Raw genomic sequence first — 21,162 nt, 5'->3', positions numbered from 1 at the left:
CGCGCGTCACTCCGCTTCTCGCGCTTTCAACTAGACGCGACGCGAGCGTGCGCAAGCCGCGCACCGAAACCGTAAGCCCGTTTTCATCCGCGATTCTTTACCCCGATCGTCGCATGATGACGCTGTACGCAGTTGCACAGGTCGCAATTCAGCTTGAAGCGGTCAAGCTTTTCGACGATGACGTTGGACAGGCCAACGGCTTCCGGATTGTCGAAGACGAGAGCCCGACTAGACATACACTGAGAGCGGCGCGTCATATATGGGCTTCGTATCGAGTGGCATACTGGTGAATGCTTGTGCCGAACATCCGCGCTATATCGTCGGCTTTACGGGTGACGGCTCATTCATGACGCATCCATAAATCTTCATTGATGCGGTGTACAAGAGGTCAACCGCCTGCTTGTCATCGTCGACAACCGCCGAGTGCGTCCATCTCTTCGCTACAGGCCGCTCAGTATGGCGCAGACTTCGGCACAAACGACAGCGTCAATGTCGATTACGTGGCGCTGGCTAACTCGGTGAAGGGCGGGTTCGCGGCTTCGTGCTACCGGCATCTGTATCGCCGGCACATCATGGGGCTGACGGGTGTCAAGCGGGCCGTAATGTATGCGGCGAATCAGTGGCTTCGTGAGCCTGTGCGGCCTACTGTGAAGCTGTACTGGACCGCACCGGAGGGCGCGCCGGAAATGCTTCCGCCGTGCCCGGCGCGCTCAAGCGCCGAACAGAGGCGATTTGCCCTGCCTTATCGCCACATTGGACGGGTGCCGCAACACGCATACTCGAAGCCATCAGATCTTCCGACAAAGCAAGTTTAGTCTGTACGAGGTCAACATGGCTTTGCTTCAAATCATTGGGACGATGGTCTTTCTCGCAGTTGTCGCGCTCTCGTTGATGGCGGTCGTCGATATCCTGCGGCCGCGCCGCGCGAGGGTTGCATCAGCCGAACGCGCGCCTGACTACGCGCGCGCGCGCTCCTCCGAAGGCTCCTGAAATGTTTGGCGTTTGCCGACATCGAAGGATTGGACTGTTGTTCGCGTCCATCGCGTTAGGCAAACACACGCGCGGATTCGACTTCGAGCAAGCTGTATCCGCCCATAAATTCGACGCAAACCGGTAATCGGCTTCTTTCACGCTCATTGGCACGCCCCATGCGAAAGACCGGGTGGCGACTTTCACGCCATTTACCTTACTTTTGCCAGGAGACGAGCCATGACTACGCTGAGCATCAACGATCTGCCACGCACCGACACCCTGCACCGCGACGCGATGTCCTCCATTCGCGGCGGCATCGCCACGATCACCCTTCCCCCGAACGGCAACCCCGGTCCATTGCCACCGTCCATTCCGGCGTCGTGGCCCGGCGTCACCGCGATCCTGAAGGATCTGCAAATTCCGGTGCCTTGGCCTGGGCAACCGGTTCCTAAGGCGCAGGATCCGCGTATGCTCTGAACGCGAAAAGACATTGTCACGACGAGCCGGCAACCGATCTCACGAACGACGTTCGTTGCGCCGCACCCGCCGCTCTGCGCGGCAGATGCGGCGCCTTCTGCGCGATGTGATCGAGTTCGTCGCGCACCGCGTCGAGCTCGCGCGTGTCATGTCCGCACGCGTTAGCCACATGGATCGGTTCGAGACGCCGCCGCACCGCGCCGTACTGCGCGCCCGCCCGGCGATGCAGTTCGGCGCGCTCGCCATAGCACAGGAACGTCTGAGCGAAGCGAGCACGCGGCGCTCATGCTCGTCAGGCCGATCACGATGCACACGTCCGGCGCCACCGCGGTCCGCGACGAGCGACAGAAACGCAGAGGTGCCCGTGGCCGCCGTGATGCCGTTCCAGTCTTTTGGATCCGTGGTGGGGCAAGCGATAGCAGGCGCCGTTGCTGGACAAACCAGTGTGGACGCAGAGCTGAAGGCGGGCAACGCCGCCGCCGATTGCGCCGTGCGTAATTGCCTTTCGCAGTAAACGGACAGTTCCGCTTCGGCTCAAAGGTGCTTCCCAACGCATCGGAAGGCTACGCATCCGCCATAATTCGACGAGTTGGGTAACGCCTTCCGCAATGAGTGGAATCAGTCTGAATGGCCGCAATTCCTCGGAGAACGGCCGTGGCTGGCGCGCTCGACCGAACGGCGCTGATGGGTCGCTACGGTCCCCTGCACGTTGCGTAGCTTGGACTCAGGCCTTCGGCCGCTTCGGGCACAGTTCGGCCGAGGTTGTGTGGAAACTGTTTTCCGCTACTGATGGTAAGGCGCAGTTTGGGTTATCCGCGGTTGACCACGTCGGACTTGCCCTAATGTACCGTCTTGAGGGTGACATGCCCCTCGGGGCCTCGGTTTCCAACCATCCTCATCGCCTTAATCGTTCTGGCAACCCCGAGTATATTTACGACACGTTTGATGTTGTAGGCCAACACCTGAAGGCTCATTTCGGTGTTCACTCGCCCCAGCGTTCGGGTCAGGAAGTGGGTGGCACCCATCCAGTGCTTGAGCGTACCGAAGACATGCTCGACAGTGCTTCTACGGATGGTCATTGCCTCGGGCTTGCGGTCAAGACGACGTTGCATGGCTTCCAGTATATGTTCGTGCTCCCATCGTCGGATGCGTCGATAGTCGCTGGGCGAACATCGCTCCTTGAGCGGGCAACGCGGACAGGCGCTGGTCCAGTACACCCGCAGGGTCATGTCATTCTCAACGGTCGTGAACCGATGAATTGCATGCTCGCCGGCAGGGCATCGATATTCATCGGTCCGGGCAAGGTAGATGAAGTCTCGTTTGGTAAAGAGCCCTTTCTTTCTTGATGCCGAGGTGAGCGGTTTCGGGACATACGCCGTGATACCGGCGAGATCGCACTTGCGGATGTCGGGGCCACTGAAGTAGCCCCGGTCAGCCAGCACCTTTAGTCCCGGCTTGCCCATCGCCTCCTTTGCCGCCACAGCCATCTTGCTGAGCTGCCCGTGATCGCCTCCGACATTGGTAACTTCGTGTTCAACGATCAGATGATGCTTCGTGTCTACGGCGGCCTGCACGTTGTAGCCAACCGTTCCGGTTCTTTTACCTCCGCTGGTCATGGAGCGGGAGTCCGGATCCGTAAGTGACAGTTGCCGGTCCGGTTGCTTGACCAATTGTTTTTTGATCTGGTTGAGCTCTCGCATCTGCTGCCGCAGCCGGGCGATCTTCTCGTACAGGCGCACGGTCTTCACATCGAAACCCGCCCGGGCGGTCTGCGGTTTCAATCGCGTCAAGATATCGCTGAACGCTTTCCTCAATCTGCTGCTGACGCTTGTCGATCTTGCCTAGCGTGTAGTTCCTGTCACGGCTGTTCACAGCCTTAAACTTGCTGCCGTCGATCGCCACCATGTCACTGGATAGCAGCTTCAGTCCGCGACACAATTCGACGAAACGCCGGCAGACGTTGCGGATGGCCGCTCCGTTGTCGCGGCGAAAGTCTGCGATCGTCTTGAAGTCCGCAGCGAGACGACCCGTCAGCCACATCAGCTCGACATTGCGCTGGCATTCGCGCTCCAGACGTCGGCTCGATGGTATGCGGTTGAGATACCCGTAGATGTAGATCTTGAGCATCACGCACGGATGGTAGGACGGGCGGCCTGTGGTTGCGGGTGTCGTACCGTTGAAGCCGAGCGTGGTGAGGTCTAGCTGATCCACGAAGACGTCTACGATCCTGACCGGGTTGTCCTGACCGATGTAGTCATCGACGCATTCGGGAAGTAGTGCGACCTGCTTGCGGTCATCGCCTTCAACGAATCGCTTCATGAGTCACCCGCTCTCAATGAGTTGATTCAGTTTAGGCGATCGATGCGTTTTCACACACCCTCGGCCGAATCTTGCCTTACTGAATACCGGCCCAGGGGGAACATCATGAAAGTCACTTTCGATACGACGCTGTATGCGTTCGCGCACGGACACGCCCCGCGCGGACGTGGAAACTTTCACATTCACGCGCAATGCGGAAATCGATGACTATTTTTTGCTTACTCGATGATGTCTAGCGACGCGAAGAAAGCAGCAGCAGAAGCAAAGCGACGCAATGCTACCCTCATCATGCTGTGCTCATGATGAGCGCGCTCACTTTCTGGCTGTCGAGTGCAATGGCAGGCGCTGGATTAGGCACGTCCAATCTGTTCGGCGATCTGTTCATCTGGTCGTCCGTCCTGCTGCTACTTGTGTCGATCGCATTCGATAACGAATAGCTCGACTTAGGACCATGGATATGCACACTTCGACCGCGAAGAGATTGTGAAGTGCGCATCGTACCTTGTTGAGCCCGTGTTGGGGTCGGGTGGCGGAACCGCTATTCATGTATCTCTGCGCCACAAGACACGACGGGGTATTCTGCACAGCCATGTCCGCTGTCCGGTCTTGGAAAAAGCCGCTTTGCTACCAGGCCTTTGACATCGCTGCCCGGCACTTTGAGTCGCATGAACAGCTACACCGGGGAAACGAACAACCTGACGGATGACCCTGGCACTTTGTAGTGTGGCTGGCACGACTGTGAATACTGGTGGAATTCGTCGGCACCCTGAAACTACCGCCGCCATCGCGAATGGCCGCTCCGTTGTCGCGTGCGAAAGTCTGCGAGCGTTTTGAAGTCCGGGGCGAGACGACCCGTCAGCCACGTCAGCTCGACATTGCGCTGGCATTCGCGCTCCAGTCGCCGACTCGATGGTATCCGATTCAGATAACCGTATATGTAGATCTTGAGCATCACGCCCGGATGGTAGGACGGGCAGCCTGTCATTGCGGGTGTCGTACCGTTGAAGCCCAGCGTGGTGAGGTCTAGCTCATCCACGAAGACGTCTACGATCCTGACCGGGTTGTCCTGGCCGATGTAGCCATCGACGCATTCGGGAAGTAGTGCGACCTGCTTGCGATCATCGCCTTCAACGCATCGCTTCATGAGTCACCTAGGCTCAGTGCGTTGATTCAGTGTAGGCAATCATTGCGTTTTCACACAAACTCGGCCACAACCGGTCGGTCGAGGCCGCCATCCAATTCGGATATCCAATGTCTCGTCCGCCCACGCTAAATGGCCGGTCTTCGGCGAGCAAATCGCTGGTGGCATTGCCTCGACGCGGCCAAGAACGGTCCTTTGGCAACACCTCACAGATCCGCGACAATCTGTCGGCAGCCAGGAGCCCGAACTGTTCTAATTTGTCTCGATAGTCGACTGGTCAAGTTTGCTGCAATAGATCGCGGATTCCATTAGCAATGTCAACGCAACGTCGGGTGGCAGCACATTTTTCACGTCTTGAATTGGGCGACTAGAAGCTTGCGCGGCGATCGCAGACCATCTCACCACGGGAGCCGCGCCGAACTCATGACTGGCACCAGGAAATTTTCCTGAAAAACAAATGACGGCTACAGGCCAGACCGCTTTCAGAAGGTTCCTTGCCGAAAGATGGGCCTGATGCCAAGGGGGAACTGAAGATTTCCCTTCATTGGCCCCGCCAATTGTCGACGCGACGTGTTTAAACATCGCATCGAGATTTGGGATCTGCTGAGGCTGCAGGCCTGAACTCAGTGCGCCGCCTGCCGCTAATGACCAAACACAGCGATTTCCATCGGCTTCTGTTTTGGGCACCAGCATGTGGTTCAGAGCATCGCCGAACCAATACTGTTCACCGGACGTCACGGTAGCACGATTGATGTTGCTCCCTACGATAGGTGGGCTCTCGGCGAACAGCGCGCGTTGCGCGGCGTAGCCGGCGATTGCACCGACAGCTGAAATGTAGGTTTCCGCATGGATGCGACCGTCAATCTTCAGCCGTGCCGGCAGGTTTCTAATAAGGTGCCCCAGTGCGAAATTGCACTCCATGGCATCTTGGGCATTTTTCCAGGGCACTTCGTTCTTAGCGACGTTCATCCTGTCTCCATTGATATTGGCTGGGTCACGTTCACATCATCGATAAGTCATCGCCCGAAGGACTGTTGTCTTGCGATCGTAATACGTTTTGTCGCGAGAAACAAAAGTGTGAATTTGATGCCGGCGCGCCGCTCTTCGTCCCGGTTCACGTAGAACACCGCTATGAAAGCTCAGTGACGACTTCAGGGTTTTGGCGGCTTTTTTGGGTTGAGGACGGTACGCGGCGTGAACGTATGTCTGTCTTTCAGGCTAATCGGATGTCTTTAAGGGGCAACTTCTGCCGACCGCGGTCGGCCAGCGGTCGGCCGAGGCCGTGTGAAAACACAAAAGTACTCGGTTTTCGAGTGTCGCTTTACCCTTCCCGAGTCGCCGCCAGCCCGTTACGCGGCGATCTGAAGGGTCGACTTTTAAGAAGGCCTCAGACAGAGCGCGTTTTCACACCGCCTCGGCCAGGAGCGGTCAATGGACGCCAAGTACTAATGCCGGACAATCGACCACCGAAAGTCTCGATTACGAAGAGTTCGCTTCCAAACCGTGGTTCGGGAGAACGAGTGGACCAGACAAAGCAACGGGCAGAGTACATACGCAAAGTACGTTCCGCACAGTTATTAGATGCGGTGTTCCTGTTCTTCTACTACAACAAGTGGAAGCGTAATTGGGGACCACGGTCGGAGCGCCCGCCGACGCTTGAGTTGTCGGACGTGTTGCCCGAATTGAGCCAGCCTGCATATGAGCATGCCTTGACTTTGGTAGCACGGATGTGGAAAGGTGCGGAGGCCGTAGGGCTAGCATTCTTTCGGTATCCAGAGGCCAAGCGGACATACGAAGAAGAACGAATCGCATTCAAATTGGAAAACCCGGGGTTCAGCGAAGAGTCGTACGAACTGGCGATACATGCTGCCTTCATAACGTTCCGGTAGATTCCTTGCCCGGCAAGCAACTAGGGGCAGCAGGCCGTATTGAATGGCCGCTTCATCGTGCGACGACTGTCTCTTGCGGGTCGGGAGTACGCGCTGCCGACTGGCCGCTTCCGGGCAGCTGCATTCCACTGGCCGCTTTCCAACGATGAGTTTGAAGAGCGGACAGACGCAGCCCGACCCGAAGCGGTCAATGCACGAGAGGTTTCTAACGTCCGCTACCTAGACGTCAGCGGACGCACGCGTCAGGGGGTGACCGCCAACAAGCCAAGCGCCACTCATCGTGTCTCACTGCTGTGCGCCGGTGCGAAAGCGAATGCCCCTTGGGGATACGACTCCAATGGAGCGTCGTCCGCGCAGTACGAGAACTCGCGATTCACACGCTCGCTGTTGTCATAGATTTTGGACATAACTTCGCACATCCTCTTCGGATGAAGACTAACCACTCCGAACGGCGGCGCACCACTTTGCACGTGCCTCCCCATAAGCCTAATAACCGGAGCTACGTGGTCTTTTGCAGATTCACCTGAAAAAGCGATTGCCCAAGACAGCTCATAAAGTCGGTCGCGAGTCGCTAGTGGTATCGGTTTGTCGTCCGGGACCGTGGCAAGAAGTTGATTCATAAGAGACTCTATCCGCGAGAGTGCACCCGGCTGTCCACTGGACGCTGCGACTTGCGCCGCGCCAGTGCCAAGCGAGTTCTCGCTGGAAATCTGTTCAAAAGCTTCAGCTGCATATCGTGCCGATTCGTGTCCAAAGCCTGCCAGAACGGTCATTGCATATGGCCGAATATCGCCGTCGATTTGTCCACCGCTATCGTCGTCGATTAACGGCCGTGGAAAAAACGCTACTCGCGCCACGGCATCGACGACTTTAGCGGGCGGAGGTTGCAAATGGGAGGCTAGCCTCAACTCATGGCGGTCAAATCTGTAGTTGAGGGCGCTTCCCGCGAACGCCGCGGCAACACGGTTATAAATCCCTGCTGGAGTACACACCCTCGTTCTAGGCTGCCCAGGACTCCCACGATACAGGTCGTCACTGAGCGCGTGTTCGGCTCCCCCGGCGAGCCAATCGGGCGAGTTCGGTGTTACATGTTCCAGAGTCGAGGCGGCGATTTCAAAATATTGTTCTTCTTTAATATTCGCCGTCACACATTGAGGATTTCTCCAGACGGGGACAGCAGGCATCGCCCTTAGCGTTCGGGACGCCGTCTCCCGAGCGACCGTCCGATGGTGCCCAATCCCGAAGCCTGCGAGAAACGTCAATACGAATCCAACCAGAACATATTTGCGGTCCATTTCCCCGTTGCCCCGACAATGGCTAATTTTTCGCAATTGGAGTTCGGCCCAGCGCAACTTAAAGATTTTTGGTGCCGCAATCGAGCGACTGATTCTGGCCGATGCCGCAAATATGCCACATTTGTGCGAACACGAATGTTCGCTTCGATACCGATTTCGGTCCTTCGGCGCGACAGTTCCATCGTCTCTTCCTGGCCGATTGGGTGAGGTCGCCAACGGCCGCTTATTGGCATTCCGGTTCGCAAACCATGAATTTGGCTGACTGACCGGTTTGAAGAAAGTTATCTGACCGGAGTGGGTCGGCTACGGTCCCCTGCACGTTGCGTAGCTTGGACTCAGGCCTTTGGCCGTCTCGGGCACAGTTCGGCCAGGAAGAGCCGTTCGCCCAAGCCATGACCCAGACATCCGGGCGGCCGTTACTCGCTTGGTAACGGTCATTCTTGAGTCCATGATGCAAAAGGCGACGGCGAGCAGAAGAAGTTACGGATTGTTGCAAAGTCACAAAACGGGTTGCAGTCCGCCGAACGTATGCTTCGCGCACCACAGACAAAACATCAGGTGTTGAATGAACGGCATGCGAAAAACACTCATAGTTGCCATGTTCGCGTCGGTCGCTCTCGCGGCCTGCGGCGGTGGAGGGGAGAGCAATAACGGAGGTACCCCCACCGGCACTGTCAATGTCCAGATGACCGATGCGCCCTCCTGCGGCTTCGACCATGTGTACGTAACGGTGAGCCAGGTAAGGATCAATGCAAGCTCGACCGCGGGCGACAACGACAGCGGATGGACCAACATCACGCTCGCTACCCCGCAGAAGGTCGATCTACTTTCGCTCACGAACGGCACGATGGCGACGCTCGGCCAGGCGACGCTGCCCGCGGGCCAGTATCAGCAGGTGCGGCTTGTCCTCGCCCCGAACCAGGGTAACACGTCGGCCAATTCGGTCGTCGTGTCGGGAACGACCAACGAACAGCCGCTCGCGACGCCAAGTGCGACCCAAAGCGGTCTCAAGATCATTCGCCCATTTGACGTGTCCGCAAACTCTACGGTCGATCTCGTGCTCGACTTCAACGCTTGCAAGTCGGTTGTCCAGAAGGGCAACGGCTCCTACGCGCTGAAGCCTGTGATCACCGCCACGCCGACGACCGTCGCCGGCATGATTGACGGCTACGTCGCAGCGGCCGAAGCGGGCGCTACTGTGTATGCCGAGCAGAACGGCAAGGTGGTGAGCGGCACGGTGGCGGACAACACAGGCCACTTCGTGTTCTCGACGCTGCTCCAAAGTTCGATCAACGGCACTTACGACATCGTGGTCGTGCAACCCAACGAGACGACGGGGATCATTACGTCGGTGCCTGTCGTGGTTGGCACTACGACGCACGTGTCAATGGCGGGCCAGCCGATCACGCTTCCCGTCTCAGCGATGAATATAGTGAGCGGCACCGTGACGGCGTCGGCGGATGCAAGCCTGCGTGCGCTTCAGACCACGCCGGCGGGCACGTACGAGATCGCATCAGCGAATGCGAACCTCGATACGGGCAGCTATACGACGAGCCTACCCGTCGCGGCACCGATGGTGGGCGCCTATAACGGCACACTACCCGTCGCCCTGAGCCCGGCGACGGCAGGCCAATACACGATCGAAGCCGATGCGGCCTCAGGCGCCACGCAATCGACCGCCGTTAACATTACGGGCGGAAGCAAGACCAACGTGAACTTCAGTTTCTAACAGAGTGCAGTACGGACGGAGGGGCGGCTACGCCCCCTCTTTGCCGGGATGATCACGAAAAAAGTCATCCTTGCTTTGGCCTTTCCCCGCTCGCACGCTGGCCGGATGTGCCGGGTACGTACCGGCCGAACACGGCGTGGCCGTGCAGCCGCAAGGCGACCCTGGCAATGGGTTCAGTCCGCCGGGGCAGGCCAAGAAGGGCAACTGCCAAGGAGTTTCGGCTGCGCGCGAAGCGTCGAGGGCGCCCCTTCCTGTTCGAACCTTTGTATAAGGCGGTGCAAGCGCCGACCGGTTGCCTTTGTAACGAAGAGTAATTTTTTCCGTATCGGGTCGCGCAATCCCGTTTGCATGAGCGGCCCATGAACGGCTCAAAAGCGCGACGGGTTGAATGTTCCGATATCGAAAGCGGATGTGCAGCGCTCGCAGGTCATCTGTCTCGGACGGGTCGAGAGCGCCTTTCGCGGCACAGGGAAAGCAGTCGTACGCCGGCCCGTCATCCTGTTGGCAATGGCCCCGGCATCGACAGATGCGTCGAGGCTATGTTTGCTATGACCGAGTCCTGCCATGGCTAATACGACCGATATCGCGAACGTTATCATCCGGCCGCCGATTGCGTGGGCGGTTGTGGTGCTTGCCGGGCTCGCCCCCAGTCGGCTCGTGCCTTTGCCATTCGTTGAGCGCAAGTTCGGCGATGTCTATAGCTGCTACCGCGCCCATGTGCGGCGCTGGCTGTAGCGCTTTGCGCCAAGCCAGCCGTTGCCGGCGAGATGATTCGAAAGCCACGCCGGTTGCCGTCGCGCTCACCTGCTGGATGCGATCCGGTTGCCAGACGCCTGCAGAAATGGAAAGCTTGCAAAGCAAAGTTGGCCCGCGAGGCCGATCGCGCCATGCACAGACCCAAAGCCGAAAAAGTATTCGAGCACCGTCCTTTTGAACAGGAGTACGGCAGTGCCCAATTCCGCAAGCATCAATACGGTCAGGGCGATTGCGCCCATCAGCAACGCGTCGGCGGTATCTGTCAGCACGTCGTGTCTTTTCGCGCTCCAGCGTGACAAGTTCCAACTCGCGGCAAGCATGAATGGCGCTTCGAGCGATACGGCGGCCGTCTCGCCCAGGCACGGCACAAGCAGCAGTACGCGAATCGTTCCAAGGGCGAAGCCGATCACAAAAACAATCGATGCGTAAAGGCAGCCAGCTTCAGCGCAGGTTGCCCACCTGGGCTTGCCATGTCTGCACCGGGTCATGGAGCTTTACTTTTGTGATACCGAGGGAGACCCGCAAGTGCAAAGATCCCTGTGGCCGAAGCCTTGCGAATAATCGAGCACCGAGATGACTGTCGGAGTCACACGAAAAATCCGAACTTCGTCAGGAGACGGCATTGGCATCGACAGCGCATGCATGTCCGGATACTTCAGTGGAAGCATGCGCATGACCTTCTCGGCTTCGGCAGGATCGGTCACGAGTTGTGCTCGCACTGCCATTGACAGACCAGTGATGGCCATCAGATCTGACGTGTCGTGGTCGATTGTCAGGGAAACCCGGTCGTCGCGGGCCAGATTGGCCGCCTTCTGGCTTTCCTGGCTGCAGAGGAAATAGAGCGTCAATCCCTCGCTCACGTACCCGACGGTCGTCGCCTGCGGCCAGCCGTCTGGCCTTAGCGTGGCGATCGTCATGATCCGGTGCTGCTCCAGCAATGACAGGATCTTTTCCTTGATCTCTTCGTTCATGGCTCACCCTCCGGTTCGTGAAATTCCTATCGTGTACCGTCGGGTCATCCGGCGATTGATACAAATCAACCGTTGACGAGGAGTGACCTGGAGATACGCGGCGCACATGAATGACGGGCACGCTTCGCTGGATCTGCGCATCTGTCGTCTGCGCCGGGTGGCTGGAGACAACGCGTCAAGGATGCGGCACGCCATCCAACTCGGCTGCACAAATGAGCCATCGGGCGGGCTTCGGCCAACTTGAGGCATTGGCCGGTGTGCCGGGGCGGACGCCCGAACGTCTCGTCCGCCTTAGCAGGCCCAAGGCGAGCAGCCACGAAAATTGGGCACGCACGGGGGGATGCCGCCTATCCTTGGAGATAGGCAAACCGCAGGGTCCCGTTCATGATCAATTTGCACGAACTCCGGTATGTTCGGCTCGGTACACGTGACATCGACGCCGCGGCGAAGTATGCCGCCAATATCCTTGGATTACAGCTGGTGCGCCGCGAGGGTGGGTGGGCCTACCTGCGCTCGGATGAGCGCGATCACACGCTGGTCTACTTCGAGGGCGATCCGAATGACCAGACGATTGCATTCGATGTCGTCACGAACGAGGCGCTCGAACAGGCGGGCGCGGTGTTAGAGCAGAATAGCTTCCGCGTACACGCCGGCAGTCGAGACGAGTGCGATCAACGTCGCGTACACGCCTTCATCAGTTTCAAGGATCCATCGGGCAACCAGATCGAATTGGTGTTCGGCGCCCTGCATAGCGGCCGTCGCTATTTTCCGTCGCGCGACGCCGGAATCACCGGCTTCAGCCACGTCGGCCTGCGCACCAGTGATCCCGGACGTGACGAGATCTTCTGGACGAAACTGTGCAATGCGCGCGTGAGCGACTGGATCGGACCTGCACCGCTGCTGAGAATCGACGAGGTACATCACCGGATCGCTCTCTTTCCGTCCCCGTTCGCCGGCATTCAACATATCAATCACCAGGTTGCAAGCATCGACGACCTCATGCGCGCCTGGTACACCCTGCGTGAACAGGGCATACCCATTCGGTTCGGGCCAGGGCGGCATCCGACGTCGGGCGCCATCTTTCTCTACTTCGAGGGGCCTGATGGAATGACTTATGAATACTCGACAGGCGTTCGTCTGATCAGGCCGGACGAGGAAGCGAGTTACTGTCCCCGCCGGTTCCCGTTCGATTCCACCGGCTTTTGCATGTGGGGCGCCAAACCCGACATTCCAGAGTTTCAATCCTGACGCGCGATCAGGTCCATCGCTGATCGCGCGAGAGCAACCTCCAAGGCTACCGGAGGCGGAGCCAGGAGACCTCGCGGGACAAGCTTCCTGCCAGCACCCTTGTCAAAGAGACGGCCTGGGTTTAGCGGCTACAGGGAGAACGCCATGGCAACAATCAGAACGGTCGACGTTCAGGACTTCATCAATTCGCACAGGCTGTCGACGTATCAGCTGCTGATCGTCGCGCTGTGTTTCCTGACAGTCGCGTTTGATGGTTTCGATACGGCAAGCGCCGGATTCATTGCACCTGCCATCAGGAAGCAATGGGCATTGAACGCGCTTCAGTTGGCGCCTGTGTTCGGCGGCGGCCTGTTTGGTCTGATGGTAGGCGCGCTCCTGTTCGGACCGCTTGCCGACAGGTTTGGGCGCAAGCCCATACTCTGCCTTTCAGTCGCGTTTTTCGGTGTCATGTGCCTGTGGTCCGCCTACGCGACTTCTCTGCGCGAACTCATACTATTGCGATTCCTGACCGGCCTCGGTCTTGGCGGAGCCATGCCGACGGCCATCACAATCACATCCGAATTCGGTCCCGAGAAACAGCGCTCGTTGTTGGTGACGGGCATGTTCTGCGGCTTTACGTTAGGCGGGTCATTGGGGGGCGTGGTCGCCTCGCGGATCATTCCCCTGAATGGCTGGCAGGGCGTGCTGTTATTCGGCGGGGCCATGCCATTGGTACTGGTGCCGGTTCTGGTATGGCTGCTGCCCGAGTCTGTCCGGTACCTGGCACTGTCCGGCAGGATGCAGGCGCAGGTGGCCCGCACGCTCCGGCGCATAGCGCCACAGGAAGTGCTCGACCATACGGTGTTCACAGTCCCCGAGAACAAGGTCACGGGTTCTCCCGTCCGCAACCTTTTCGGCAGCGGCGTGATGGTCGGCACCGTCTGCCTCTGGCTCACCTTCTTCATGAGTCTGCTGGTGTACTACCTGCTCACCAGCTGGCTGCCCACGGTCATTAACAACACAGGCGTCCCTCTGGATATGACTGCGCTGATCGCCGCAGCGCTGCCCTTGGGCAGCACGGTCGGCGCCGTGCTGATCGGCCGCCTGATGGACAGGCACAATCCCTGTCTGATACTCGCAAGCTTCTACCTTGTTGCCACCGTGTTTGTCCTGCTCATCGGCATCGCTTCGTCGTTGCCGATGCTGGTGTTCGCAGTCTTTGGGGCTGGTCTTGGAACCGGAGGCTCGCAGACTGGCGCCAATGCGCTGGCGGCGGCCTACTATCCAACCTCCAGTCGCGCCTCCGGCGTGAGCTGGGCGCTAGGCATTGGCCGGGTGGGTTCGATCGTGGGCTCGATGATTGGCGGAGTGCTGCTAGCCATGCATCTGGGCCTGCCCATCATGTTCGTGCTGGTTGCGATACCCACCTTCGTCGCCGCACTCAGCATGTTTGGCATGGGGCGCCACGAGGCCGCGCTCAGGTCGTCTGAGGTTGCTCGAACACTCCCGGGTTCAGTCAAGCCTTAGACGACTGTCAGCGCCGAATCCATGCATCGCACTTTCGTCGAAGGTACCTTCTCCGGCATTTCGTCCAGCGGCACCGTACGCTAATGGCGCCGGCACGCCGACCGATCGCTCCGGGATGGCATTCAGAGGTTGACGCGTGTCCAGTGGAAGGGCGGCAACTTGGCGTGTTCCCCGGTTGCGGCTTTGCGAGATTCAGCCCGCGTATGTCCGCTTGCATGAGGCAGAGCCCGGCCATTTGCCACGGTTGGTCCGCGCATTCGCGCGAACATTCGGATGACTGATCAGCGCGCAAGCAGCGGCCCCCAGAATCTCGCCACCAACGATGAAGTAAGCGTCGCCGGGCCCAGGGCGGCCGATACCTCATGGGCCGCGGCTAGCAAGATGCGGGCGGCAAGACGGCTGCAACGCTGTTCTTTTGAAAAGATGATCTGCATCAAAGTGGCGCGAAGGGAGGCGGGTACTTTGAATTCGGAATGTCGCTGACTTGCCTTGACATCTTGCTCGCGTTCGCGGGACCGGGCACTCGGCAAGCGGGGGAATGTGCTTGTGAGACACACACGTATCGTAGTGACTCACTACGGTGGTCCCGACGCACTCAGGGTAGTTGAGGAGGAGTGCCCCGAGCCGGGGGATGGCGAGGTGCGGGTGCAAGTGCTGGATGCAGGTGTCAGCTTGCCCGACCTGATGATGCGCGAAGGCATCCACCCTGAAACGCCTCGGCTGCCTTTCACGCCCGGGTGGGATCTGGTTGGCGTGGTGGACCGGCTCGGCCGCGGCGTCTCGGGAATCGAACCTGGCCAGATGATCGCCGCGTTGCCGATCAGTGGCGCGTACGCGCAGTACGTGTGCCTGCCGCAAGATGAACTGGTTCCGGTGCCCGCCGGGTTAGATGCTGCCGAGGCTGTTAGCCTCGTGCTGAACTATGTGACGGCGTACCAGATGCTCCATCATTCTGCAAAGGTCAAACCGGGCCAGCGCGTATTGATCCACGGCGCTGCCGGCGGGGTCGGCACGGCGCTATTGCAACTTGGACGCCTCGCCGGGCTGGAGATGTACGGTACCTGTTCATTGCGTGGGGCCTCGGCCGTTTCAGAGCTGGGCGGTATCCCGATTGATTACCAGCAGTTCGACTTCGTCAAAGAAATTCAGCGGCTCACAAGGGACGGCGTAGACGTCGTCTTTGAAGGGATCGGTGGTACGCACATTTGGCGATCCCGCAAGGTTCTCCGTCCTGGCGGGACAGTAGTCGCATATGGCTTAACCTCTTCTCTACGCGGAGGTAGATTAGCTTCAGGTCGTCAAGGTGGTCGTCATCGCTTACGTGCAATCGCCATTTTTGGGTGGTACATTGCCGGCAGCTGGCTTTTGCCGGGCAGGAAACGGGTGATCCCCTACAGCATCCAGTGGCTCAAACGGCTGAACCCCGCATTGTTTCGACAGGATTTGATTGCCTTGCTTGGTCTTCTGCAACAGAGGAAAATCGTGCCACTAGTCGCGCAGCTCATTCCCCTTGCAGAGGCGCGACGCGCGCAGGAGCTGCTCGGCGACGGGGGCGTGACAGGCAAGATCGTGCTCGTGTGCAATGGATGATCCGCTTCTGACTCCGGAGCGGTATAAGAACGGTACGCGGCGTCTGGCAGCACTTGACGCCTCCGATGATGCTGAACTGGAGCTGCATCGGAAGCGAGAGCCAGTGATGGTTCTTTGGATGACTCGAGACAACACGAACTCCGGTTTCGTCGACTACTTCGGAGGCGGTGCGGAAGGCATGGATAACCGAAGTCTCGTCGGCCGAACCAGTAATAGCGACGGCCGCTGTACACTCGGAAGCTGCCATTTGCCTCTTGATACTGCCAAGGACCGGAGAGGGTCGGTTTTTGCCGGCCGCGTCGGACAGCAGTCGGCCACAACCCGCTGTTCACATACCTCGTCGGTCGGACGTTCTGGCGTCGGCTTTACCCCACAGCAGATTCCGCAGATCGAGCAGTTCATGGCAGCCGCTTACCGCCTGTTGCCATACGCAAAGGCGGGGCCGGATGACGTTTCCCCCTTGCTGACCCGGTTTTTCTTGTGGCGCGGACGCGGACTTCCGCACACTTCAGGTCGAGTGCGGGCGTAGTCCTGCTGAATGGGTTACATACCTCCTTCCGGGCGGATCGTCAGTGCGTTCTTCACGGAGGTCACACCTTCCACGCTCTTTGCGACCTCAGTAGCATGCTCGATTTGGCCTGGCTCCGGCACCGAGCCTTGCAGCACGACTGCGCCGCCGCGCGCACGGACTGTGATGTTGGCGACGGTAATGCCCTTCGCATTCGCCAGAGCGCCGCGCACCTTTTTTTGCAACGCTCGATCGGCAGCCTTGGTCGCCTTGGACTGCTCCTTGGTGCTTGATGCCGCGATGGCGCCCGATTCGACAGCTGCATCGCTCGCCTGTGCGTGCACGTTCAGCGATGCGACAACGACGAGCGCGCCGCCCGTGATCTTGATAGCCTGAATTGCCTTCATACAATTTCTCCCGTTGTCACGATTCGCGACGATACCGGCGGGACCACAGCACTATACCCTCGCCATTGGCTTCGGCTTCGGCTTCGACGGACGTGCCGTTATTCAGGCTGCGAGAGAGCGCGCTGACGGTAGCGCTGTCGATGGTCAGATTCGGCGCGCCAAGTCGTTGGATCGACGCGCCGAAGGGCACTGTCGAACTAGCAGCGGGTAATCGAATACTTGCTGGCTGTTGGAAGAATCCTGCAACAGTACCTGATCTCGCCCGCGCTTATCGCCGCTGTACGGGAGTCGAGAACCACGTCGCCGCCCCTTTTTGGGTCTGCTAGCCGAACGCCGTTGTGCCGTTGTCAGGCCTTAATTACAGGTACGCCAGTGTTTCTATTGTCGATGAGCCGCCGCTTCAGCCTCGGTGTCATGGTATTCCTTGAATTTCGTGATTTTTCCGTTCTCGATTGTGAATACGTGAGCCCACTCATCTTCATACGTCATGCCAGTCGAATTCACGCGCCAGCGCTGCACGCCAAGGACGACAACCTTGTCCTCGCTGGCAATAAAATCGACGGGCTCGAATCGTTCGGCAGTCTGGGTCGCAGCAAGCGTACTGAAGAATTCCGCGACCTCCTGAGGACCGTGCCTTCGCCCGGCGAACGGGATGATCTCAGGTCCAGGTATGAACCAGTCGACATTTTCGGCGAGGGTTTTCAGGACGCCCTCGATGTCGGCTTTGCTGAAAGCATCGTATGCTTGCTGCACCAACTGAATATTTTGTCGCTCATTCATTTGCGCCTCCCCTCATAGCGGAATCGATACCTTCCCTTTATCGCTGCGGAATCAAGAGCATCATCAAATAATCTTAGTCGAGACTCTGCAAGCCGTACGCTCGTCTCGTCAAACAGCAAGACAGCCTGCCAGAGGGTCCGCCGCATACGGCGTATACAGGTCTACGCGTCGCTCAGAGAGCGTCGCGTGCCCCTTTTCGGTTGGCACGGACTTTGGCGGCCGAATGCGCTAGCTTAGGATTTGGCGAACGGCCTTCGCGGCTGGTAGGTCTGGCCTTCGGCCAGCCCGCAACGTCGACCCTACTTCAGGAAGGGACAGCGGGCCGGACAAGTGCCGAGCTACAGAAGAGGGTCTGGTTCTGCCGACCGCGTCGGACAGCAGTCGGCCCATGAAGCGTCATTCGTCCGCCGCGCGGCTTGGACGTTCAGATGACCGCTCCGCTCAGCAAACGGCCATTCAATACGCGGATGACATCTGGGCCAGCTACGGTTGAGCGCTTCCATCGCTCCTGGGAACGCCGGCGCGTGGAACGCTCAGCAACGCATGTGAACGCCACCAATTGCTCTTTGCTGGTTTGTTGAATAGTCACAGCCAATAACGCGACAGACTCCTATTCTTGAAGAGTCCATTCGGACCCAGTCAAGGAGGAAGACTATGCGCATGCTCCTCAACATACGAATACCTCACGAGCCATTCAACGCTTTTGTGCGTGATGGCTCCATCGGTGAGCTAATGGAGAGGATTCTCGCAGAGATGAAGCCGGAAGCCGCCTACTTTACCGAGCAGAACGGAACACGCGGAGCAATCCTCGTCGTGAACCTTGAGGAGCCGTCGCAGATTCCAAAATTCGCGGAACCATGGTTTCTTACATTCAATGCCGACTGCGAATTTCGCGTGGTGATGGTGGCAGATGACCTCAAGAAAGCTGGACTCGAAACGCTTGGCTCGAAGTGGAAATAGGGAGTGCGGCACGGCGTGTGAGCGACGCTAACAGCATGCCGTGCTGCCGCTTACTTCGGTCGACCCACTCAGATGACCGCTTGACCTCAGAAAGCTGCAGTTCTGCGCCAGGAAGCGCGAGCAGCGGAGAAGGGTCCGGTCACGGACGCTCAACGCTGCTACTTTGCGACAGCTTACGACTCGCCTGGAGTTCGACCGGTGGACCGCGACCTTCTTATAGCCCGTCAGCTCCACTCGTGTGCTTCCGGGCAGTCACAGCGTTTCATATTCACCATGTCACGCGTGTAAAGGGTGGTTCGCAGCAGTACGCCAGGCGCACCAACTATGTCGCTCGGTCACATGGCCGCGGCGACGGTCCATATACTCTGGCGCCCTACGCCCCTGTGCGGGGCCGCCGACCAATTCAGCGTCGCAAATTCAAAAACACAAAAAACCCAAAAAACCCAGAATCCGCGCGTCCCCGGAGAGCGCGCTAGAATTGCGTTCCTTCAAACGCATCTTCACGCCGGGACAGCCCGGCAACCCATTCTTGAGCGCGCAAAAGATCCTGATCGTGAGAGTGTCGTCGCTAGGCGACGTCGTCCACAACATGCCGGCCATCGCCGACATCCGCCGCCGCCATCCCGATGCGCAGATCGACTGGCTCGTCGAAGAGACCTTCGTCAAACTGGTCGAACTGGTCGAAGGCGTCCGGCGCGCGATTCCCGTGTCGCTGCGGCGCTGGCGTAAGCGCATCCTCTCCGTCGACAACTGGCGTGAAATCAGCGCATTCCGCCGCGCGCTAGCCGCCGAAAACTACGATCTCGTGATCGACTGCCAGGGGCTCATCAAGACCGCGTGGGTCGCGAAGATGGCGCGTGGGCCGCTCGTCGGTCTCGGTAACCGCACGGACGGCGCGGGCTACGAATGGCCCGTGCGCTTCTTCTACGACCGGTCTGTGCCCATCCCGCCGCGCACGCATGTGGTCGAGCGCACGCGGCAACTGGTCGCGGCAGCACTCGGCGACCCAACACCGCAGCCCACTGACGAGATCGACTTCGGCCTCGACACGCAGCGCGCGGCGCTCGCGTTGTCCGAAGCGCAACTGAATCTTCCCGTGCCTTACGTGGTTTTCGTTCACGCCACGTCTCGCGCGGACAAGCAATGGCCCGATGCCGCGTGGATCGAACTGGGCCAGTCGCTCGTGCGGCGAGGCGCGTCGATCGTGCTGCCGTGGGGCAGCGACGCCGAGCGTGCGACGAGCGAGCGGCTTGCCAAAGAGTTCGGCGCAGCCGCAATCGTGCCGCCGAAGCTGTCGCTGCCCGCCGTGGTCGGCCTGATCGAGGGAGCGGCGGCGACGGTCGGAGTTGATACAGGTCTGGTTCATATCGCGGCCGCGCTGAAGCGCCCGACGGTCGAGTTGTACAATTTCGCCACTTCATGGCGCACGGGCGGCTACTGGTCGCCGAACGTCGTGAATCTCGGCACGGCTGGCCAGCCGCCGACGCTGCAGCAGGTAAAGTCCGCGCTGGCGGAATTCGGCCTGCTGTGACGCGGTGCGGCAATGGCGGCGCGGGCATCCAGGGATGCCGGGTGCCACCGCGCGAGCGACGCCAGCAGCCGGTCGACGCATCCCGAAGCCCATAATCAGGACGATGCCGGATGCCCGGTGGCGGCCTTCATGGAACGTTAGTCACCGTCGGCCGCAAAGTGCGCCCAGCTTTATCCGCTTTCGAGAGGCGATCATGAACGAATCCCAGATCATCGAAGTACCGAGCGCCGACTGGCACGGCCAGGGTTTGTCGATGCCGCGCGAGACGCTGCTCGCGGGCGTCGAGCGCGGCAAGGTGCTGTATTTCCCGAATCTCGCTTTTGCGATCGAGGGCGGCGAACGCGCGCTGCTCAATCCCGCGCTGGCCGATCCGAACCGCAAGAACATCAGTCTCGAGCCGAACGGCGGCGCGCTGCATGGCGTGCTGGGCGATGCCGTCACGCAGTCGGCCGTGCGCGCGCTGATTGCGCGCTATCAATCGAATGCGCGATCGCTCGTCGACGGGCTGTTTCCCGAGTACAAGGGCAAGCTGCGCGTCGCGCCGACCAGCTTGCGGCTGCATCAGGTGGAGACGCGCGAGACGTCGTGGCGCAAGGACGATAGCCGCCTGCACGTCGACGCATTCCCGTCGCGTCCCAACTATGGCGAGCGCATCCTGCGGGTGTTCACGAATATCAATCCGAACGGTGCGCCGCGTGTGTGGCGCGTCGGCGAGCCATTCGAGGATATGGCGAAGCGCTTCCTGCCGCGTATCAAGCCGCAGATGCCCGGCTCGGCATGGCTGCTGAATCTGCTGCACGTGACCAAGTCGCCGCGCAGCGAGTACGACCATCTGATGCTGAACCTGCACGACGGCATGAAGGCCGATCTCGACTACCAGAAGGCGTCGCCGCAAGTGACGATGCCGTTCCCGCCCGGCTGCGTGTGGGTGTGCTTCTCGGATCAGACGTCGCATGCGGTGATGTCCGGCCAGTTCATGATGGAGCAGACGTTCTTCCTGCCCGTCAAGTCGATGGCGCAGCCGGAGTGCGCGCCGCTTGGCATTCTCGAACGCCTGAAGGGCAGGGCGCTGGTTTGAGCGGC

At 59.5% G+C, this 21,162-nt stretch carries 19 protein-coding genes and 2 pseudogenes; 13 read left to right on the top strand and 8 right to left on the bottom strand.

Features of this window, described 5'->3' with window-relative positions; translation table 11 throughout:
- Positions 1 to 831: 831 nt before the first annotated feature.
- Positions 832 to 990, top strand: coding sequence for a hypothetical protein (locus H1204_RS12720; protein WP_180728584.1), 159 nt, complete (start codon positions 832 to 834; stop codon positions 988 to 990).
- 219 nt (positions 991 to 1,209) lie between these two features.
- Complete coding sequence (locus H1204_RS12715; RefSeq protein WP_180728583.1) at positions 1,210 to 1,449, top strand: hypothetical protein; 240 nt, start codon at positions 1,210 to 1,212, stop codon at positions 1,447 to 1,449.
- 16 nt (positions 1,450 to 1,465) lie between these two features.
- Here the strand turns inward: H1204_RS12715 and H1204_RS51290 are convergent, their stop codons facing one another.
- Complete coding sequence (locus H1204_RS51290; protein ID WP_243468489.1) at positions 1,466 to 1,618, bottom strand: hypothetical protein; 153 nt, start codon at positions 1,616 to 1,618, stop codon at positions 1,466 to 1,468.
- A 670-nt stretch (positions 1,619 to 2,288) separates the two neighbouring features.
- A pseudogene (locus H1204_RS12705) lies at positions 2,289 to 3,768 on the bottom strand (IS1182 family transposase).
- A gap of 299 nt (positions 3,769 to 4,067) precedes the next feature.
- Between H1204_RS12705 and H1204_RS12700 the strand changes: the two are divergent.
- Complete coding sequence (locus H1204_RS12700; RefSeq protein ID WP_180728582.1) at positions 4,068 to 4,205, top strand: hypothetical protein; 138 nt, start codon at positions 4,068 to 4,070, stop codon at positions 4,203 to 4,205.
- 349 nt (positions 4,206 to 4,554) lie between these two features.
- Here H1204_RS12700 and H1204_RS12695 read toward each other — a convergent pair.
- Positions 4,555 to 4,912: pseudogene (locus H1204_RS12695) on the bottom strand (transposase); the annotation flags it as partial.
- A 249-nt stretch (positions 4,913 to 5,161) separates the two neighbouring features.
- Positions 5,162 to 5,878, bottom strand: a complete 717-nt coding sequence (locus tag H1204_RS12690) for a hypothetical protein (protein WP_180728581.1) — start codon at positions 5,876 to 5,878, stop codon at positions 5,162 to 5,164.
- Between the two features lie 551 nt (positions 5,879 to 6,429).
- On the opposite strand from H1204_RS12690, the gene H1204_RS12685 reads away from it, so the two are divergent.
- From H1204_RS12685 to H1204_RS12675, 3 genes are all read left to right on the top strand, one after another.
- On the top strand, positions 6,430 to 6,798 hold the full coding sequence (locus tag H1204_RS12685; protein ID WP_180728580.1) for a hypothetical protein: 369 nt from the start codon (positions 6,430 to 6,432) through the stop codon (positions 6,796 to 6,798).
- Positions 6,799 to 8,658: 1,860 nt separating this feature from the next.
- Positions 8,659 to 9,822 (top strand): DUF4382 domain-containing protein, encoded by a 1,164-nt coding sequence (locus tag H1204_RS12680; protein ID WP_180728579.1) that lies wholly within the window; start codon positions 8,659 to 8,661, stop codon positions 9,820 to 9,822.
- 564 nt (positions 9,823 to 10,386) lie between these two features.
- On the top strand, positions 10,387 to 10,557 hold the full coding sequence (locus H1204_RS12675; protein ID WP_180727978.1) for a hypothetical protein: 171 nt from the start codon (positions 10,387 to 10,389) through the stop codon (positions 10,555 to 10,557).
- Positions 10,558 to 10,622: 65 nt separating this feature from the next.
- Here H1204_RS12675 and H1204_RS12670 read toward each other — a convergent pair whose 3' ends face one another.
- Together H1204_RS12670 and H1204_RS12665 are read right to left on the bottom strand one after the other, a co-directional pair.
- Entirely contained in the window at positions 10,623 to 10,988 is a 366-nt protein-coding gene (locus H1204_RS12670; protein ID WP_180728578.1) for a hypothetical protein, read from the bottom strand.
- Between the two features lie 84 nt (positions 10,989 to 11,072).
- Positions 11,073 to 11,549 carry a pyridoxamine 5'-phosphate oxidase family protein gene (locus tag H1204_RS12665; RefSeq protein WP_180728577.1) on the bottom strand — a complete coding sequence of 159 codons (477 nt, stop codon included), beginning with the start codon at positions 11,547 to 11,549 and terminating at the stop codon, positions 11,073 to 11,075.
- 384 nt (positions 11,550 to 11,933) lie between these two features.
- Between H1204_RS12665 and H1204_RS12660 the strand changes: the two genes are divergently transcribed.
- The 4 genes from H1204_RS12660 (at position 11,934) to H1204_RS12645 (ending at position 16,422) form a co-directional block, all read left to right on the top strand.
- On the top strand, positions 11,934 to 12,797 hold the full coding sequence (locus tag H1204_RS12660) for a VOC family protein (RefSeq protein WP_180728576.1): 864 nt from the start codon (positions 11,934 to 11,936) through the stop codon (positions 12,795 to 12,797).
- 144 nt (positions 12,798 to 12,941) lie between these two features.
- A complete protein-coding gene (locus H1204_RS12655) occupies positions 12,942 to 14,303 on the top strand; it encodes an aromatic acid/H+ symport family MFS transporter (RefSeq protein ID WP_180728575.1) in 1,362 nt (453 codons plus the stop codon).
- A 645-nt stretch (positions 14,304 to 14,948) separates the two neighbouring features.
- A complete protein-coding gene (locus H1204_RS12650) occupies positions 14,949 to 15,893 on the top strand; it encodes a medium chain dehydrogenase/reductase family protein (protein ID WP_243468488.1) in 945 nt (314 codons plus the stop codon).
- On the top strand, positions 15,886 to 16,422 hold the full coding sequence (locus H1204_RS12645) for a hypothetical protein (RefSeq protein WP_180728573.1): 537 nt from the start codon (positions 15,886 to 15,888) through the stop codon (positions 16,420 to 16,422). Before H1204_RS12650 ends, H1204_RS12645 begins: the two co-directional genes overlap by 8 nt.
- Before the next feature lie 14 nt (positions 16,423 to 16,436).
- Here the strand turns inward: H1204_RS12645 and H1204_RS12640 are convergent, their stop codons facing one another.
- Together H1204_RS12640 and H1204_RS12635 are read right to left on the bottom strand one after the other, a co-directional pair.
- Positions 16,437 to 16,808, bottom strand: a complete 372-nt coding sequence (locus tag H1204_RS12640; RefSeq protein ID WP_180728572.1) for a BON domain-containing protein — start codon at positions 16,806 to 16,808, stop codon at positions 16,437 to 16,439.
- 378 nt (positions 16,809 to 17,186) lie between these two features.
- Positions 17,187 to 17,588: a nuclear transport factor 2 family protein gene (locus H1204_RS12635; RefSeq protein ID WP_180728571.1), complete on the bottom strand. Its 402-nt coding sequence runs from the start codon at positions 17,586 to 17,588 to the stop codon at positions 17,187 to 17,189.
- Between the two features lie 654 nt (positions 17,589 to 18,242).
- Between H1204_RS12635 and H1204_RS12630 the strand changes: the two genes are divergently transcribed.
- From H1204_RS12630 to H1204_RS12620, 3 genes are all read left to right on the top strand, one after another.
- Positions 18,243 to 18,548, top strand: a complete 306-nt coding sequence (locus tag H1204_RS12630; RefSeq protein WP_007588921.1) for a hypothetical protein — start codon at positions 18,243 to 18,245, stop codon at positions 18,546 to 18,548.
- Between the two features lie 529 nt (positions 18,549 to 19,077).
- Positions 19,078 to 20,079 carry a lipopolysaccharide heptosyltransferase I gene (gene waaC, locus H1204_RS12625; protein ID WP_180730949.1) on the top strand — a complete coding sequence of 334 codons (1,002 nt, stop codon included), beginning with the start codon at positions 19,078 to 19,080 and terminating at the stop codon, positions 20,077 to 20,079.
- A 193-nt stretch (positions 20,080 to 20,272) separates the two neighbouring features.
- Entirely contained in the window at positions 20,273 to 21,157 is an 885-nt protein-coding gene (locus tag H1204_RS12620) for a Kdo hydroxylase family protein (RefSeq protein WP_180728570.1), read from the top strand.
- Positions 21,158 to 21,162: the final 5 nt, after the last annotated feature.

It is taken from the genome of Paraburkholderia sp. PGU19 (assembly GCF_013426915.1).
Taxonomy (GTDB): Bacteria; Pseudomonadota; Gammaproteobacteria; order Burkholderiales; family Burkholderiaceae; genus Paraburkholderia.
Note: the sequence above shows the minus strand (reverse complement) of the source record. Positions and strands in the feature narration are given on the sequence as shown.